The organism is Bacteroides xylanisolvens XB1A (assembly GCF_000210075.1).
GTDB classification, from domain to species: Bacteria; Bacteroidota; Bacteroidia; order Bacteroidales; family Bacteroidaceae; genus Bacteroides; species Bacteroides xylanisolvens.
Map to the genome: position 1 here is coordinate 4,747,238 of NC_021017.1, position 16,230 is coordinate 4,763,467.

Annotated in this window: 16 protein-coding genes and 1 tRNA gene; 12 read left to right on the plus strand and 5 right to left on the minus strand. The window is 39.1% G+C overall.

Features of this window, described 5'->3' with window-relative positions:
• Nucleotides 1-17: 17 nt before the first annotated feature.
• The 5 genes from BXY_RS18240 (at nt 18) to BXY_RS18260 (ending at nt 4,897) form a co-directional block, all read left to right on the plus strand.
• Nucleotides 18-1,139 carry a glycosyltransferase family 4 protein gene (locus BXY_RS18240; RefSeq protein WP_015532613.1) on the plus strand — a complete coding sequence of 374 codons (1,122 nt, stop codon included), beginning with the start codon at nt 18-20 and terminating at the stop codon, nt 1,137-1,139.
• Entirely contained in the window at nt 1,136-2,104 is a 969-nt protein-coding gene (locus BXY_RS18245; RefSeq protein WP_015532614.1) for an NAD-dependent epimerase/dehydratase family protein, read from the plus strand. Before BXY_RS18240 ends, BXY_RS18245 begins: the two co-directional genes overlap by 4 nt.
• A 1,105-nt stretch (nt 2,105-3,209) precedes the next feature.
• Nucleotides 3,210-3,566, plus strand: coding sequence for a hypothetical protein (locus BXY_RS18250; protein ID WP_015532616.1), 357 nt, complete (start codon nt 3,210-3,212; stop codon nt 3,564-3,566).
• A gap of 346 nt (nt 3,567-3,912) precedes the next feature.
• Nucleotides 3,913-4,359 carry a PepSY-like domain-containing protein gene (locus BXY_RS18255; protein ID WP_008021510.1) on the plus strand — a complete coding sequence of 149 codons (447 nt, stop codon included), beginning with the start codon at nt 3,913-3,915 and terminating at the stop codon, nt 4,357-4,359.
• A 37-nt stretch (nt 4,360-4,396) separates the two neighbouring features.
• Nucleotides 4,397-4,897 carry a PepSY-like domain-containing protein gene (locus BXY_RS18260; protein WP_134993319.1) on the plus strand — a complete coding sequence of 167 codons (501 nt, stop codon included), beginning with the start codon at nt 4,397-4,399 and terminating at the stop codon, nt 4,895-4,897.
• Between the two features lie 64 nt (nt 4,898-4,961).
• Here the strand turns inward: BXY_RS18260 and BXY_RS18265 are convergent, their stop codons facing one another.
• The 3 genes from BXY_RS18265 to BXY_RS18275 form a co-directional block, all read right to left on the minus strand.
• Complete coding sequence (locus tag BXY_RS18265; RefSeq protein ID WP_004305771.1) at nt 4,962-6,170, minus strand: L-serine ammonia-lyase; 1,209 nt, start codon at nt 6,168-6,170, stop codon at nt 4,962-4,964.
• Nucleotides 6,171-6,189: 19 nt separating this feature from the next.
• Nucleotides 6,190-7,242: a magnesium/cobalt transporter CorA gene (gene corA / locus BXY_RS18270; protein ID WP_004315191.1), complete on the minus strand. Its 1,053-nt coding sequence runs from the start codon at nt 7,240-7,242 to the stop codon at nt 6,190-6,192.
• An 86-nt stretch (nt 7,243-7,328) separates the two neighbouring features.
• A complete protein-coding gene (locus tag BXY_RS18275; protein WP_004315190.1) occupies nt 7,329-9,830 on the minus strand; it encodes an endonuclease MutS2 in 2,502 nt (833 codons plus the stop codon).
• Nucleotides 9,831-9,963: 133 nt separating this feature from the next.
• Here BXY_RS18275 and BXY_RS18280 point away from each other — a divergent pair.
• From BXY_RS18280 to BXY_RS18310, 7 genes are all read left to right on the plus strand, one after another.
• Nucleotides 9,964-10,048: transfer RNA gene (locus tag BXY_RS18280), tRNA-Ser, on the plus strand.
• Between the two features lie 275 nt (nt 10,049-10,323).
• A complete protein-coding gene (locus BXY_RS18285) occupies nt 10,324-11,556 on the plus strand; it encodes a site-specific integrase (RefSeq protein ID WP_011107088.1) in 1,233 nt (410 codons plus the stop codon).
• A 76-nt stretch (nt 11,557-11,632) separates the two neighbouring features.
• Nucleotides 11,633-12,139: an ORF6N domain-containing protein gene (locus BXY_RS18290; RefSeq protein ID WP_011107089.1), complete on the plus strand. Its 507-nt coding sequence runs from the start codon at nt 11,633-11,635 to the stop codon at nt 12,137-12,139.
• A gap of 258 nt (nt 12,140-12,397) precedes the next feature.
• On the plus strand, nt 12,398-12,850 hold the full coding sequence (locus tag BXY_RS18295) for a JAB domain-containing protein (RefSeq protein WP_011107090.1): 453 nt from the start codon (nt 12,398-12,400) through the stop codon (nt 12,848-12,850).
• Between the two features lie 298 nt (nt 12,851-13,148).
• Nucleotides 13,149-13,682 (plus strand): antirestriction protein ArdA, encoded by a 534-nt coding sequence (locus tag BXY_RS18300; protein ID WP_011107091.1) that lies wholly within the window; start codon nt 13,149-13,151, stop codon nt 13,680-13,682.
• Nucleotides 13,683-13,725: 43 nt separating this feature from the next.
• The gene (locus tag BXY_RS18305; protein ID WP_011107092.1) at nt 13,726-13,938 is read left to right on the plus strand and encodes a hypothetical protein; all 213 of its coding nucleotides are present in this window, start codon (nt 13,726-13,728) and stop codon (nt 13,936-13,938) included.
• 24 nt (nt 13,939-13,962) lie between these two features.
• Nucleotides 13,963-14,157 carry a DUF3873 domain-containing protein gene (locus BXY_RS18310; RefSeq protein ID WP_011107093.1) on the plus strand — a complete coding sequence of 65 codons (195 nt, stop codon included), beginning with the start codon at nt 13,963-13,965 and terminating at the stop codon, nt 14,155-14,157.
• A 97-nt stretch (nt 14,158-14,254) separates the two neighbouring features.
• Here the strand turns inward: BXY_RS18310 and BXY_RS18315 are convergent, their stop codons facing one another.
• Both BXY_RS18315 and BXY_RS18320 read right to left on the minus strand, forming a co-directional pair.
• Entirely contained in the window at nt 14,255-15,175 is a 921-nt protein-coding gene (locus BXY_RS18315) for a hypothetical protein (RefSeq protein ID WP_011107094.1), read from the minus strand.
• A gap of 73 nt (nt 15,176-15,248) precedes the next feature.
• Nucleotides 15,249-16,115, minus strand: a complete 867-nt coding sequence (locus BXY_RS18320) for a hypothetical protein (RefSeq protein WP_011107095.1) — start codon at nt 16,113-16,115, stop codon at nt 15,249-15,251.
• Nucleotides 16,116-16,230: the final 115 nt, after the last annotated feature.

Here is a 16,230-nt window from a genome sequence, read left to right on the forward strand (position 1 = left end):
TTTAAAATTGAAATAAGATGAAGATTGCCATCATTCAAGAATGGTTAGTAACCGTTGGCGGTTCAGATAAAGTAGTCAAAGCTATTGCGGATGTATTTCCAGACGCAGATATTTACACCTTAGTTGCTAAAAAACAAGTTTGTGACGAATTAGGGATTGACTGGAATAAAGTCCATACATCATTCATTCAGAAGTTGCCTTTAGGGGTAAAGAAGCATAGGATGTATTTGCCTATATTTCCGTTTGCAATAGAACAGTTTGATTTACGGGGATATGATGTGATTATATCATCTTCTCATGCTGTAGCCAAAGGAGTTCTAACCAAAGCGGATCAATTGCATATTTGTTATTGTCATTCTCCTATTCGTTATGTATGGGATATGTATCATGAATACTTGGAAGAATCGGGGTTGACAAAAGGCTTGAAAGGATATCTAGCTAAATATATGCTTCACCGTATTCGTAAATGGGATTTGATATCCAGCTTCCGGGTTGACTATTTTATAAGTAATTCCGATTATGTGGGACGTCGAATTCAGGAGACTTATAGGCGGGATGCTGTAACAATTCACCCTAATATTGATATTTCTAACTTTGATTTGTGCGTAGAGAAAGAAAATTTCTATTTAACTAGTAGTCGTTTGGTGGGATATAAGAAAATAGATCTTATTGTCGAAGCTTTCAGTCGTATGCCTAATAAAAAGCTGGTTGTGATTGGTGGAGGTCCTAATTTGGAAAAGATACGCAAGATTGCTGGGCATAATGTAACTGTCATGGGATATCAGTCATTTGCGGTACTAAAAGAAAAGATGCAGAAAGCTAAAGCCTTTGTTTTTGCAGCAGATGAGGATTTTGGTATGATTCCGATCGAAGCGCAATCATGTGGGACTCCTGTTATTGCTTATGGCAGGGGAGGTTCTTTGGAAACAGTAAAAGAAGGAGTAACAGGTCTTTTCTTTTATGAACAAACTGTAGAATCGGTTATTGATGCAGTAGAAAGATTTGAAAAACTAGAAACACCGTTTGATCCTAAAATAATACGTAACCATGCGGAGACTTTTTCGGAAGAACGTTTTAAGAAGGAAATAAAGGAGTTTGTAGAGTTAAAATATAATGAATTTAATCATCTAGTGAAATGAGTTATTTTATATTTGGCGGTTCCGGTTTTATCGGTACACACCTTATTGCTCTAATTGATAATATATATCCGGGTACAAAAATATACAATCTGGATATTGTAAAGAATAACCATGAAGGTAAATCTACATATATCAATTGTGATGTTCGTTCTGAAATAAACATTGATATTTCCGTTACTTCCGAAGACGTCATTTTTAACTTTGCAGCCGTTCATCGTACCCCGGGACATCCGGATCAGGCTTATTTTGAGACGAATATTCGTGGTGCAGAGAACGTATGTGCTTTTGCCGAGAAGTTCGGGATAAAGAAAATCGTTTTTACCAGTTCCATAGCTCCTTATGGTGCAGCTGAAGATTTGAAAACAGAAGAGACGCTTCCCACACCGAACACGCCTTATGGAATTTCTAAGTTAGTGGCTGAAAAAATACATACGATTTGGCAGGCAAAAAAGTCGAACGAACGACAACTTACTATTGTTCGTCCGGGTGTGGTATTCGGTAAAGGGGAAAATGGTAACTTTACTCGTTTGTATTGGGGTATCCGTGGCGGTAAGTTCTTCTATCCGGGCCGTAAAGATACGATTAAAGCTTGCATTTATGTGAAAGAATTGGTTCGCTTTATGCTTTATCGTTTAGAGAATCATAATGAAGGAGTAGAGTTATATAACTGTACATATGAACCAGCTTTTACTATCGAGCAAATAGTAGAAACGATGAAAAAGGCTACGGGAGTACAACGTACTGTTGTCGAGGTGCCGGGAAGTCTTCTAATGACAGTTGCAAGGATTGTCGGTTCGTTAGGGGGAAAAGCTTTAGGTATTTGTCCTGCTCGTGTGAAGAAGTTAATGATTTCTACTAATATATGCGGAAAGAAACTGGCTGATTCGGGGTATAAGTTTCATTATACATTTGAAGAAGCTATTAAGGATTGGTATAGAGATAATGATGGTCAGTGTTTGAGATGATTTTTCTTAAACAATTTGGGTATATATAATAAATGTTGAAAATGTTGAGATGTAATAAACACGTGAGTGTTTCGTATGTGAGATGAAGAAAAATGTAGGTCCCTAGCTTCATGCTGTTTACAGCATGATTCTCCTACATTGTGGATTAGAAATAGCGCGACGGCGCATTTCTAATCTACGCCCTGACATCGGAGGTTAAAGCCGATGTGAATTTCCCACTATATCAACTGTCTGTGAAGATCGTTGATATTTCCTAATTTTACGTATAGTGATGTATTTAGACACACAAATATAAAGAAAAAACATTGGGAGATTTGTATCGAAATATCCCAATGTTTGATTTCAATCATTGAGATGTTTTTTTCAAATCTTCCGATGTTTTTCCGACTCTCCAAAAGGACAAAAGGACAAAAAGGACATATATGACTGTTTTTATTCATCTTAGTATAAGAATCATGAGGTATATTGCTGATCTTTATTATGTTAAATGATTTTGTAGACGTGTTACCTTACGAATGTTGAAATCGTGTTTTGCGCCAACCTGAATCGTTTTGTCTGTCATGAAATGCTTGGTCAACTCTTGAACGAAATTACGTATATTGTCAGGATTATTTAGTGAAAGGACCGTGCTTGGAAAGAAGAGCGATATCTTGTTCGCGTTTGCTTTCGCCTTCAATAATACAATCATTCGACAATAAGGTAAGATTATTGTACGAATTTCGGGGAAATAAAGGAGCTCCTTTCTGGAATTCCTTTCCCAACTAATAGGCTTCGTCGTTGGCATTGGAATTTTTATAGTACCATAGGGGATTTTTGTCCTTATGTCCTTTTGTCCTTTTGAAAGGAGGGCACGTTGGTGGGGGAAAGAAGAGGTGCGTGAGATTTATAACTTGCTTGTATCCAGTAGATAAACTCTCGTTTCTTTTTTAGGGACGAAAATTTGTGTGCTCGAAAAAATGCAGGAAGCTCACGTAATATGCTTTTTTGCGAATAGTGTTAGTGACAGTTGATTTTAGCAGTGGATCGCTAATTGTTTCCCTATGTGGACAATATTTGATAAAGTAATAAAAACTGAAATATTATAAATTATTAATCATAGAATGACATGGCAAAAGAAAAACAGAAACCATACGAGTTTTTAAGCAATTTGGTATTGGCTTTAATGGGAACGGATCGTATTTTCAGTAACAGTTTCTTTTCCAGCGAATTTGCTATCTCTCCCAATACACTGAGTGAGATAAGACGGGGAGAGGATATGTACATTTATCAGTATGTACGGGTGATACGGTGTATGATGAAGTATCTTCATTTAATTGTTCGAATGGATATGTTGCTGAAGGAATTAAGAACCGTATTAGCTTCCAATTGTGATTTGGTGGTTGCTACGATTCCGCACCGTTTTCACGGAACTTACCAACCGAAAGAGTGGGTGGTAGTAATGCATTGGGATGGTATAAAATAAATGTTGAAATGAAGAAATATGTAGGTCCCTAGATTCATGATAAACTCATGAAATCCCTACATTTTGCAGGTTAGAAATCGTACAGCGGTATATTTTTAACTTGACCCTCGTATCGGTGTAAAAACTGATATGTATCTATATGTGAAATATACCAACTGTCTGTGAGGATCGTTGGTATATTGCGTTTTAAGGGAACGTTGTACCATAGGGGAGTGGAAAATAGAATAGATGGTTAAAGAATACAAAAAAAGAGCAAACTCATAATGTTCCTAAATCTTTCCGGAATCTGTATCGTTATTTGTAGCATAGAATAAAGTATAGTATTAACGCTAAAAGAATAACGATTATGAAGAAAATTCTATCTCTACTTGTACTGGCTCTGGTAGCCGTGCAGTTTTCATTCGCAAAAGATGTGATAACTAAAGACATGAATCAGTTGCCGCTTCCGGCACGTAATTTTATCAATAGTAATTTTACAAAACCACAGGTTGCCCATATCAAAATTGATAAGGATATGATGGAATCTACCAAGTATGAAGTGGTATTGATGGATGGTACGGAAATTGATTTTGACAGTAAGGGAAACTGGGAAGAGGTAAGTGCTAAGAAAGGGCAGACTGTTCCTGTTAGTATTGTTCCGGGATTCGCTGTCAACTACCTGAAAGCACATAATTTTGTGAATGAAGGAGTGACGAAAGTGGAACGTGACCGCAAAGGGTATGAGATTGAATTGTCTACCGGGCTTTCTTTCAAATTTGATAAGAAAGGAAAATTTATCAAGGCTGATGATTAACTAGTTGCAGTAAATAGACCTAAACAAGAAGATAACTATGTGGAGATTTAAGTTTAGCGCATGGGCAGTAGTGTTGCTTATGACTGCCCTTTCTTTCGGCGCATGTGATAATGACGATGATGATACTTTTGTTCCGCCCAGTAATATTACGGAGGCCTTGAAACAGGTATATCCGGCTGCTCAGAATATAGAATGGGAGATGAAAGGTGCTTATTATGTAGCTGACTGTTGGGTGAGCAATGATGAATTGGAAGTCTGGTTTGATACTAATGCCAACTGGGTGATGACAGAAAATGAACTGAACAGTATTGATCAGTTGGTGCCGGCTGTTTATACGGCTTTTATAGATTCTAAATATAACGCGTGGGTAGTGACAGATGTATATGTGTTGACATTTCCACAGAATCCGATGGAATCTGTGATTCAGGTGAAACAAGGTAGCCAGCGCTACTCGCTTTATTTCACGCAGGATGGTGGATTGATACATGAAAAAGATATCAGTAACGGAGACGATACGAATTGGCCGCCAACTGAATAACTTTTAATCATAAAAATGACAACGGACCATTTCTATAAAAGGAATGGTCCGTTGCTTTTTATAATTACATTTGTTTGTAATCCTTGGCCAATCCTCCTTCACTTGTTTCTTTATAGAGTGACGGTAGGTCATGTCCGGTCTGTTTCATCACTTGCACTACTTTGTCGAAAGAGACACGGTGCATGCCATCGGTGAAAGCTGAATAAAGATTAGCATCCAGCGCACGTGCGGCGGCGTATGCATTTCGTTCGATGCAGGGAATTTGTACCAATCCGCATACCGGGTCGCAAGTCATTCCCAAATGGTGTTCCAAGCCCATTTCTGCTGCATACTCAATTTGTGCAGGGCTGCCCCCGAACAATTGATTGGCGGCAGCCGAAGCCATTGCGCAGGCAACACCGACTTCTCCCTGACAACCTACTTCTGCTCCGGAAATGGATGCGTTGAATTTGACGATGTTGCCAAACAAACCGGCAGTGGCTAACGCACGTAAAATGCGCATATCGCTAAAGTCACGGCTTTTTTGAAGATGATAAAGTACGGCAGGCATAACTCCACAAGAACCACAAGTCGGAGCGGTTACTATTTTACCGCCGGAAGCATTTTCTTCACTTACTGCCAAAGCATAAGAGAAGACGAGCCCTCTGGATTGCAGGGATTGTTTGTATCCGGTAGCACGTATGTAATAAGTGGAGGCTTTCCGCCGGAGATTTAGTGGTCCGGGTAGTACGCCCTCTGCTTCGAGTCCACGGTGAATGGCATCTTTCATGGTAGCCCATACTTCAGCCAGGTAGTCCCATATATCTTCTTCCTCACATTCCTTTACGTATTCCCAATAACTTTTTCCGGTATCTTCACACCATTGGAGTATTTCAGTCATGTTTTCCATACCATATACATCGGGGCTTTCGATGGTTGGATTGTCATTATTTTCTGCTAGTGCACCACCACCGATGCTATAAACAGTCCAATTCTCCTGCACTTTATCGTTGCTATCCAGAGCTGCAAATGTCATTCCGTTCGGATGGAACGGTAGAAAGACTTTGGGCTGCCACACAATTTCTACCGGGGCAGTGGGTTGCAAAGTGTCTATAATGGCTACATCCGTCATGTGTCCTTTGCCTGTAGCAGCTAAACTGCCGTAAAGGGTTACTTTAAAAGATGCAGCATCCGGATGACGTTCCAGAAACATTTCGGCAGCTTTACGCGGTCCCATAGTGTGGCTACTGGAAGGTCCTGTGCCTATTCTATATAGCTCTTTTATCGATTTCATGACTGATGATGTGTTTTTGTTAATACCATTTCTTTTTTCTGAAGTACAAATATACAATAATACCGATAATTGCCATTACAATCCAGGCAAATAAATACCCGTATTGCCATTCGAGCTCGGGCATCCATTTGTAATTCATTCCCCATACTCCGACCAGAAATGTCAAAGGGATAAAGATGGTGGATACGATGGTTAACCTCTTCATGATGTCGTTCATACGTAAATCATTGTTGGAGATGTACAGATCGACTAATGAGGAAAGAGTTTCCCGGCAGATCTCAATGGTCTGTAATACAAATTGCAAGTGGTCGTTTACATCATTGAAAAAGGCACGGTTCACTTTGTGAATAAGCAGGTTTTCTGCCCGTAGTAACTTTATATATTGTTCTTTTAGTGGAAGGATAGATTTTTTCATCAGCATATATTGGCGTCGTAATGCCTGAATCTGAATACCGATGTCATCACCGCTGGTGATGGTGAGCAGTTCTTCTTCCAAATCTTCGAGTGCGTCATCAATGGAAGAGATTGTTGAAATATAGTTTCCCATGATGCTGTTGAGCAGCACGCTAAGTAGATAATCAGTCTGGCGGCTACGTATCTTCAGGACATCATTGCGCAGGGCGGAACTGACATCATCGAAGAAGTCGGTTTCTTTTTCGAGGAAAGTAAGTACGTAGTTATTACCTAGAATAAGACAAACTTGCTGTTGGAGCAACTCGTCCAGTTCGTCTTCTTCTTTATGTTCGTTGGGGTAGAATATTTTTAAGATCAGGACGATGTATTTGTCATGCTCTTCTATCTTGGTAGGATGATCCGCATTCAGTATATCTTGCAGGACTAGGAAGTCTATTTCAAAATGACTGCAAATTTCCCGGATAGTCTCCGTATCTTTCATTCCGTGTATTTGTAGCCAATTGATCCGATCGCTGTTCAGTGTTCCCTTGATGGCTTGAAAGGTGTCGTTGGCGCTTTCCTGCATCTCGGTAGCATTGTAAGTACAAAGATGTAAGTGGGTAGGAGTAAGACTGTCTCCTGTGTAAATAAGCTTTTCGCTTAACAGATTATTCTTCATGCTTTATTCTCGTTTTAGAAAACCACTGTAACAAAGGTAGTGGTTTTCTAAATGAGAACAAGTTCTTTGGACGTTTTGTTTACAGGTTAGTCAAAATCGACTACTGTGATTCCGGCACCGCCAAACTGCACATGTTCGTCAGCATAGTGGCTCACTCCCGGTACGGTGGCCAGATACTGGCGGATTAATGTACGAAGTATTCCCGTTCCTGTGCCGTGAAGGATGCGTACACGGTCCATGCCGACTAATATGGCGTCATCGATAAAATAGGTGACTGCTTGCAGAGCTTCGTCTCCGCGCATTCCACGCACATCGATGTCTTGTTTGAAGCTAAGCTTCTTTTCGTACATTTGGTCATGCGTCTGGCTACTGACAAAGGTGCTTTTGGCGATTCCTTCCGTCTTGGGTGCGTTATTGGTACGTTCCAAACGGTCTATTTTTACGGTCGTTTTTATGCTTCCAAAAGCAACGGTCGCATTTTTACCATTGATTTCCATCACTTGGCCGACACTTGTCTGTCCTTTGATTTTTACATTTTCACCTACTGCAATCGGCACTACTTTAGGAGCACTTGACGGGGAAGAGACTGCGGCTTTCGGTTCGTTTTTCTTATTTTTCTTCCGTTCTTGTTTCTCCTTTAATTTCTTCATTTTCTGTGCAATCTTCTCTTCATGCTCTTTAGAAGCCAGCGCATCTAAAGAAGTACGGAAGTCTGTCAGTTCCTGACGTGCCTGGCGTGTCTTTTCCTTTTCAGCTTGTGCTTCCTTGATTGTGCGTATTGTGTTTTCAATGCGTGCATTGGATTCCTGAAGCATCCGTTCCGCTTCTTCTTTTGCTTGCCGGATGATCTCTTTCCGTGATTTCTGCAACTCTTCCATTTCCGTTTGGTAGCGGGCAATGGTTTCTTCCATGTGTTTTTCCCGTTGACGGATAGTTTGACGTTTTCCTTCCCAGTAACGCTTGTCGCGCACGATGTCCTGAAGGTATTTGTCGGCATTGATATATTCACTTCCTACGATTTCCGAAGCATCTGCAATGACATCTTCCGGCAATCCGATTTTTCGTGCGATTTCTACGGCAAACGAACTTCCGGGATTTCCGATTTGTAGCTGGAAAAGTGCTTGCATGAGATGGCGGTCGTAAAGCATGGCTCCGTTCACTACTCCTTCATGATCTTCGGCAAAATGTTTCAGATTCTGGTAGTGGGTGGTGATGACTCCGAATGTTCCTTTCTGGTTGAAACGTTTCAGAACGGCTTCGGCAATAGCACCTCCAATTTGCGGTTCCGTACCTCCACCGAATTCGTCAATCAGGATGAGGCTCCGCTCGTTGCAACTCTTCATCATGATTTTCATATTGGTCAGGTGAGAAGAGTAGGTACTCAAATCGTCTTCAATAGATTGTTCATCACCAATATCGATAAAGATGCTGCTGAATATACCGGCGTGACTGCGTTCGTGCAAGGGAATGAGCATACCGCATTGCAACATATATTGCAGTAAACCGACTGTTTTGAGGCAGACGGACTTACCTCCGGCATTCGGACCGGATATAATAAGAATGCGTTGTTTTTGATTCAGTTCTATATCCAGTGGTACGACTTTCTTTCCGTGTTTGGCAAGTGAAAGTTGTAATAAAGGATGCACAGCCATTGTCCAGTCCAGTAGTTGCTCATTCTCTACAGCGGGTTTCAGACTATTGGTCTGTATGGCGAAATAGCTTTTCGCGCGGATAAAATCTATTTCTGCCAGAAATTCGTATGATTGAAGGATTTCCGGGATAGACGGACGGAGAATGTTTGAAAACTCGGTAAGGATGCGAATAATTTCGCGTCGTTCGTCGCCTTCGAGTTCGCGAATACGGTTGTTGGCTTCTACGACTTCCGCCGGTTCTATAAACACTGTTTTCCCGCTAGCGGATTCATCGTGTACAATACCTTTGATTTTTCGTTTGAGTCCGGGTGCGACGGGGATCACCAAACGTCCGTCACGCATGGTGGGAGCTACGTCTTTATCTACGTATCCTTCGGATTGTGCGCTGCGCAGAATGCTGTTTAACGAGCGGGAAATATTTCCCATCGTACTGGCAAGTTCGCGACGTATACGGGCTAATTCGGTGGAAGCATTATCCTTGATTTTTCCATATTTGTTAAGGATGCCGTCTATTTTTCCTATCAGTTGAGGGAAAACGGCTATATCTCCTGCCAGTCGTTTCAGACTGGGGTAGGGGGTGTCGTTCTCTTCTTCATCTTCATTCCGATGGAGAAAACGTACAATGTCGCGGATGGTTTCTAACGAACGGCGCAGGTCGAATAGTTCTTGCTCGTCCAGATACATTCCTTCTATCCGCACTCGCTTTAGTGAAGGGCGGACATCAAAGAAAAATTGATCGGGAAATCCGTCTTTTTCCTGGATGATACGGACAAACTCTGTTACCTGGTTTAATTTCTCCTCTACTTCTTCATGTTGCTCGGAAAAGGTCATGTCTGTAACTCTTTCTTCGCCTAAAGTGCTAAGACACTTATCTTTTAGTAACTGTCTGATCTGGTCGAATCCTATCTTTTGCTCAAAATTTTGAGGGTATATCATATCTTTGTTCTTACTAATGGACTGCAAAAATACGATTAATTCGCGAAAAAATTATCAGAATGTTTGCAGATTTAAAAATGATTCGTACCTTTGCACCGCTTTCAACGGAAAGCACTTCTGATAAAGGAGTTTTGGAGAGGTGGCAGAGTGGTCGATTGCGGCGGTCTTGAAAACCGTTGTACTGCGAGGTACCCGGGGTTCGAATCCCTGTCTCTCCGCAGAACCTACTGGACAAAACAGGACAGTAAGTGGACAAAAACCTACAAATCAGCGATTTGTAGGTTTTTTTTATTGCCTATAAGTCTTGTTTCCAAGACAACAAAAGGACTATAAAAGACATAGTTTCGTTACTAAATCGTTACCTATTCCCTACCGGACAAAAACGGTAACGATTTGTCCCGAAATGACCGCAGAAAGTCTGAATTTGTCCACCGTCTATCTATCTCACATTTAACAAGTTATTAGTAGTTTTGCAACTTAAAAATGTGAGGTTATGAAGAGTACATTTAAAGTCCTTTTCTATTTAAAGAAAGGCTCTGAAAAAAAGAACGGTGAAGTTATGATTATGGCAAGAATTACCATTGACGGTAAACTTTGCCAGTTCAGCACAAAACAAAGCATTTTGCCTGATAGCTGGAATATCGCAGCAGGAAAAGCCAAAGGTAAGGATGCAGGTAAAATCAATGCTTTATTAGATGATATAAAAGCATCCCTGAACAATATCTACCACGAACAACAACGGCGTGACAATTATGTAACAGCCGAAAAGGTGAAGAATGAATTTTTGGGACACAGTGAGAAACACGAAACCGTCCTTACCCTTTTCAAAAAGCACAATGATGATGTTAAGCAGTTGGTCGGCATATCTAAAACGATTGCTACCTACCGTAAATATGAAGTGACCCGCCGCCATCTTGCCGAGTTCATCCAAAGCAAATATAATGTATCGGATTTTGCGATAAATGAAATAACACCGATGTTCATTACAGACTTCGAGTTATATTTGCGTACTACCTGTAAATGTGGTTATAACACGACCGCCAAGTTCATGCAGTTTTTCAAACGTATCATCCTGATTGCCCGTAATAATGGCATTTTGATAGGCGACCCATTCGCCAGTTATAAAATACGTTTGGAAAAAGTGGATAGGGGTTACTTGTCAGAGGATGAAATAAAAATCATCCTTAAAAAGAAGATGGTTTCTGAACGGTTGGAAAACGTCAGGGACTTGTTTATCTTTTCCTGCTTCACTGGTTTGGCTTACATAGATGTTGCCAATCTTACGCAAGATAATATTCGTAAATCCTTTGACGGTAATTTATGGATAATCACCAAACGTCAAAAAACTAACACGGACGTAAATGTTCCTTTGCTGGATATTCCCAAAATGATATTGAAGAAGTATAAAGGTAATTTGCCTGATGGTAAGATACTTCCTGTAATCAGCAATCAGAAATTAAATGCGTATTTGAAAGAAATTGCGGATGTTTGCGGGATTAAAAAGAACTTGACATTTCACCTTGCAAGGCATACTTTTGCAACGACAACTACTCTTGCAAAAGGTGTACCGGTTGAAACTGTTAGTAAGATGCTGGGACACACCAACATAGAAACCACACAGATATACGCCCGCATTACCAATAACAAGATAAGTAACGATATGCAGGGACTTGACAAGAAATTTGTCGGCATTGAAAAAATCTACAAAGAAGTATCTATGAAATAGGTATATAGGGGAACTTATCACAATTTGTGATAAGTCCCTTTATGCTTCCAATTACTCACCATTAAATAATAACATTATGGACTTACAAATCATCCAAAACAAAATCTTTGAGGTCAGAGGTTGCCGGGTCATGCTCGATTTCCATTTGGCAGAACTTTATCAAGTTGAAACAAGAGCTTTGAAACAGGCAGTTAAAAGAAACTTATCCCGTTTTCCCAGTGACTTTGCTTTTCAGCTAACAAAGGATGAATGGCAGGGACTTATCACAAATTGTGATAAGTTCCCTGAAAATATCCGGCACACACCGACCCCGCCTCTCGCATTTTTGGAGCAGGGTGTCGCCATGCTTAGTAGTGTCTTACGCAGTCAGACTGCCATAGACGTGAATATTTCCATCATGCGTGCTTTCGTCCTCATGCGGCAAATGTCAATCGGTTACGAGGAACTTCTTAAACGCATCGAAGAACTGGAACAGAGTACGGATGCACAATTCAGCGAGGTTTACCAAGCACTTACCCAATTACTAAGTAAACCTGACCCAAAGCCACGCAAACCGATAGGATATAGAACCTATGATGAATAACGGTTTAAGGTATTCGGTTGTCTAAGGGGTGTCATCAGTGATACCCCTTTTTCAGTTCCCTAAAGTAATGTATCTCAATCACAAATTTTAGCAAAGTTACAGCCCGGCAGGGACAAATACCAAATCCGAGCCGTTCCGGTTTTCTAAAAAATCTCCACACCTACGGGTCGTATTTTTTGAAAAGATTAGGTTGAAGTCCCCGCCAAACTGTGGGTGTCCGGCAAAATTTCTTATTGTTTAATTTAAAATTCAAGTGTTATGAAAACAACAGAATTTACCATGCCGGAAATCACTATCTCTTATAAAGACAATGTAAAAGCATCCGAAAGAGTGAAAATACTCTCATCCGAAACGTCCTATACTTATCTGAAACCGTTCTATGCGGAATGTATGGAACACCACGAAGAAAGTTATGTAATGTTCCTCAATCGGGCAAACAAGGCTTTAGGCATTTCCCTTATCTCTAAAGGCGGCATGGCTGAAACAGTAATGGACGTGAAAATCATCCTGCAAACCGCCTTAAAAGTCCATGCTTCGGGGATAGTCCTTTCACATAACCACCCATCGGGCAATCTACGTCCGAGCGAACCGGATAAAAAAATAACTACCAAAATAAATGAAGCCTGCAAGGTCTTGGATTTACACCTGTTAGACCATATCATCTTAACAGAAGAAAGCTATTACAGTTTTGCAGACGAAGGGCTTTTATAAGCCCTTTTTTTACTCTCTCATTACCCAATACAAAAAGCCTGATGGCTTTTACTTCTATCCTCTTAAACAAGAGAAAAATTTTCCCTAAAACTGATTGGAACATTGTCAAAGGTATATCCGTGCCTGTTACTGTTCAAATTATTTTTTAGAAATCTCCACACCTACGGGTAGTATTTCATAAATAATAATTTGCCCTGTACCATTCCCGAACCTTTGAAAAGACAATGTTCCCATTCAGTTAAAGGAAAAATTTATGTGGTGGGCGACAAGCGATGTAAACAATTAAAATTCAAAAGTCATGGAAACAGTAACTTTATCAGAAGCAAGAGTTTATGTAGGTACTTACAACAAGTATAACAGTGGTTCACTTTTCGGCAAGTGGTTAGACCTTTCCGATTATTCGGACAAGGACGAATTTATGGAAGCGTGCCGGGAACTGCACAAGGACGACCAAGACCCGGAATTTATGTTTCAGGATTACGAGAATATCCCGGAAGCCCTGATTTCCGAAAGTTGGCTTTCCGATAAGTTCTTTGAGCTTCGGGATGCCATCGAAAAACTAAGTGAAACCCAGCAGGAAGCGTTTTTCGTATGGTGCGACCACCACAACAACGATATAAGCGAAGAAGATGCGGACGACCTTATTTCTTCTTTTGAGGATGAATATCAGGGAGAATATAAAGACGAGGAAGATTACGCCTATGAAATTGTAGAGGAATGTTACGACCTGCCGGAGTTCGCAAAGACCTACTTTGATTATTCGGCTTTTGCCCGTGACCTGTTTATGACTGATTACTGGATGGATAATGGTTTTGTTTTCCGTTGCGCCTGATTACTAACCGGGTGGAGCAATCCACCCACAACACACCAAGACAATGAAAGTATATAATAAGATAACGACTTTTTTACGGTGGTTCATACTTGCTTTTATCATCTATCAGGCAGCCACCAGCACCACCGGAATATGGATAGCCCTAATTATAGGCTTTTTTATTATCCGGTTCGTTCTCCGGCTGTTTATCTCTGCCGTTTACCTGCTTTGTATGGCGTTTATTTTCATTGTGCTGCTTTCACTTCTGATTATCTGATAACTCATTGTAAATTATAGTAGTATGGAAACTTTAAACAAAAACGGGGTAAGCATTACTCAAACACCGGGAGAAGAAAAATATGTAAAATGCTGTTTAGGCGCATTTAGGGGGCAAATCTATTATCAATATGATTACTGCCATTTCAATGATAACCTATTTTCTATATTAGGTAAATATTATCGACTACAGAATGATTGGTTGAAAACTCAAAAGTAAAAAGAAAATCCGGCAGGAGAAATCTAGCCAGACTTCTTTCTTTTGTGAGCCAAAGCGGAAAAGAAAGTAGTAAAGAAGCCTTATCCAGTAAGTAATATTAAACAGGAGAACCTAAACTCCAATTAACCAGCCATTTATTTAATGCCTTTATATTATCTATATTTTGAAAATAATCTATACCATCAGACCCCATCATATATATAGGTATACCTGCCTTGTATTCTCTAAAGTAATACGCTATGGCTTCAAAATACACTTGTGGTGTAGGAATACAAATACAAAAATGGTGTGTTCTAAGTTTAGTCAATGAATAAATTATAAAAAAACCTCTGTACACATTGCTATTTGAAAAGTAGATACCATCTTTTACGCTAATAGAAGTTTGTTTTGTCCACAGACTTTCAGGAATAATATGCTTTGCTGGATTTAATATTTGTTCTCTTATCCTATCATAGAAGCTATTTAAAAGAAAAGAATATCCAAAACGAGCAAAAAGTATAATATACGCATTCTTTAAAATTGCCGTAGATACTTTTTTCATGTCAATTTTCAGAGGATGGTTCTGTATATCTATAATACCTCCTACTGTTAATTTAGAAAGATGATTTGTTAAAGCTTTAGGGTTGTTTATCTTATTAGGAATAATCATCTTTAATTCTTTAGTATTTCCAACTTCTAAATTTGCATTTATAGTAGTTTCATCATCGAAGATTTTAACTCGTCTATTAGAACCCGGAAGAAACTCTTGTTCTTCTAAATAGGTAATAAAATTCACAAGATGAATATCTGTTTCATGTCCACAAGTGTTATTGCATTTTTTACACGTTATAGCAATTTTCTTTCCACCTAAAGATGCTTGAGGTGCATCTTCCATCGATAGTTTATTTAATTGTTCTTTATTAAAACTATTTAAGCAAATAGGACAAATGTATTCACCCGTTCTTTCAATTAGTCCATTTTGGCGTAATAACTCCAATTGACCTGCATATATACTAAATACATTATCAATGTTTGGCATAACTGTATTTTTGAGTTTCACACTGGAGACATCATATAAAACAAGATTGATAATGTCAGCCTTGTTTTATTGTTTATAAGTTAAAAAGTGAATCTATTTCTGAATCATCTATTGACTGCATAAGAAATTGGTTCTCTATATTTTGAATAAAATCAGAAACTTTCTGAGCCAATATTGAAACATCATCCTTGCTAATATCACGAAGATTTCCATTTTTATCCTTGCCATTTCGATGAACTATATCATGGCGAATACTAATGCATTTCATTAATTCAGACACATCACCTAAATCAACGCTTAAAGTTGTTTTATAGATGTTCTTAACACGAGGAAGATTATGATATATAATATCACGTAATGTCTTTTTTATATAGGAATCCAAATTTTCCATTTGCTTAAAAATATCTGAGATAGATATTTTAGAGTCGTTGAAGTCCTTAAAGTTTTCTACAAATAGCCGTTTATTATCTTCTGAAGACAATACTTTTTGAATAAGTCTATCACTCAAATATGCTTCCATACTACTGATAACATTAGCATATAAAGTACGGTACAATAATTTACGTGAAATCTCGTCTAAGGCATCTATTTTATCTAAAACATCAATTGTTTCTACAACATGTTCATCAAAGAACGATGATTTAAATTCTTCATAGTAATCATCCTCTGGAAACTCCTCTTCTACCGAAACATCATCTACGTCTGATATTTCCCCATCGCCTCCATATATTCCATTATTTATTGTTATGTCAAATATATGTCCACAATTTGAACATTCATGTTCATACTCATCATAATTGCAACTATCTCGATGATTTTCTGCTGCAAAATCAGGCGTAGGAACAGAAAGTGCATCTGTTTCATTTTCAGTACCACATTCAGGACACTTGAATTTTAGTACCACATAATCCGCTATTGGGTTGAAATCAAAAGAAGCCATATATAATTCATTTTTAATACTTAAACTTTTATACAAAAGTAGATAAAAAGAAACACTCAACAATATATTGCTGAATGTTTCTTAACACATTTACACAAAAAGGTTATTCCTCCTC

What these genes read in the sequence shown, in the direction of transcription:
- BXY_RS18265 (WP_004305771.1), bottom strand. Translation starts at nt 6,170, where the DNA reads ATGAAATCGATAAAAGAGCTATATAGAATAGGCACAGGACCTTCCAGT.
- BXY_RS18305 (WP_011107092.1), top strand. Translation starts at nt 13,726, where the DNA reads ATGAAAGTATATAATAAGATAACGACTTTTTTACGGTGGTTCATACTT.
- BXY_RS18315 (WP_011107094.1), bottom strand. Translation starts at nt 15,175, where the DNA reads ATGCCAAACATTGATAATGTATTTAGTATATATGCAGGTCAATTGGAG.
- BXY_RS18310 (WP_011107093.1), top strand. Translation starts at nt 13,963, where the DNA reads ATGGAAACTTTAAACAAAAACGGGGTAAGCATTACTCAAACACCGGGA.
- BXY_RS18285 (WP_011107088.1), top strand. Translation starts at nt 10,324, where the DNA reads ATGAAGAGTACATTTAAAGTCCTTTTCTATTTAAAGAAAGGCTCTGAA.
- BXY_RS18240 (WP_015532613.1), top strand. Translation starts at nt 18, where the DNA reads ATGAAGATTGCCATCATTCAAGAATGGTTAGTAACCGTTGGCGGTTCA.
- BXY_RS18300 (WP_011107091.1), top strand. Translation starts at nt 13,149, where the DNA reads ATGGAAACAGTAACTTTATCAGAAGCAAGAGTTTATGTAGGTACTTAC.
- BXY_RS18260 (WP_134993319.1), top strand. Translation starts at nt 4,397, where the DNA reads ATGTGGAGATTTAAGTTTAGCGCATGGGCAGTAGTGTTGCTTATGACT.
- BXY_RS18295 (WP_011107090.1), top strand. Translation starts at nt 12,398, where the DNA reads ATGAAAACAACAGAATTTACCATGCCGGAAATCACTATCTCTTATAAA.
- BXY_RS18320 (WP_011107095.1), bottom strand. Translation starts at nt 16,115, where the DNA reads ATGGCTTCTTTTGATTTCAACCCAATAGCGGATTATGTGGTACTAAAA.
- BXY_RS18250 (WP_015532616.1), top strand. Translation starts at nt 3,210, where the DNA reads ATGGCAAAAGAAAAACAGAAACCATACGAGTTTTTAAGCAATTTGGTA.
- BXY_RS18255 (WP_008021510.1), top strand. Translation starts at nt 3,913, where the DNA reads ATGAAGAAAATTCTATCTCTACTTGTACTGGCTCTGGTAGCCGTGCAG.
- BXY_RS18290 (WP_011107089.1), top strand. Translation starts at nt 11,633, where the DNA reads ATGGACTTACAAATCATCCAAAACAAAATCTTTGAGGTCAGAGGTTGC.
- corA (WP_004315191.1), bottom strand. Translation starts at nt 7,242, where the DNA reads ATGAAGAATAATCTGTTAAGCGAAAAGCTTATTTACACAGGAGACAGT.
- BXY_RS18275 (WP_004315190.1), bottom strand. Translation starts at nt 9,830, where the DNA reads ATGATATACCCTCAAAATTTTGAGCAAAAGATAGGATTCGACCAGATC.
- BXY_RS18245 (WP_015532614.1), top strand. Translation starts at nt 1,136, where the DNA reads ATGAGTTATTTTATATTTGGCGGTTCCGGTTTTATCGGTACACACCTT.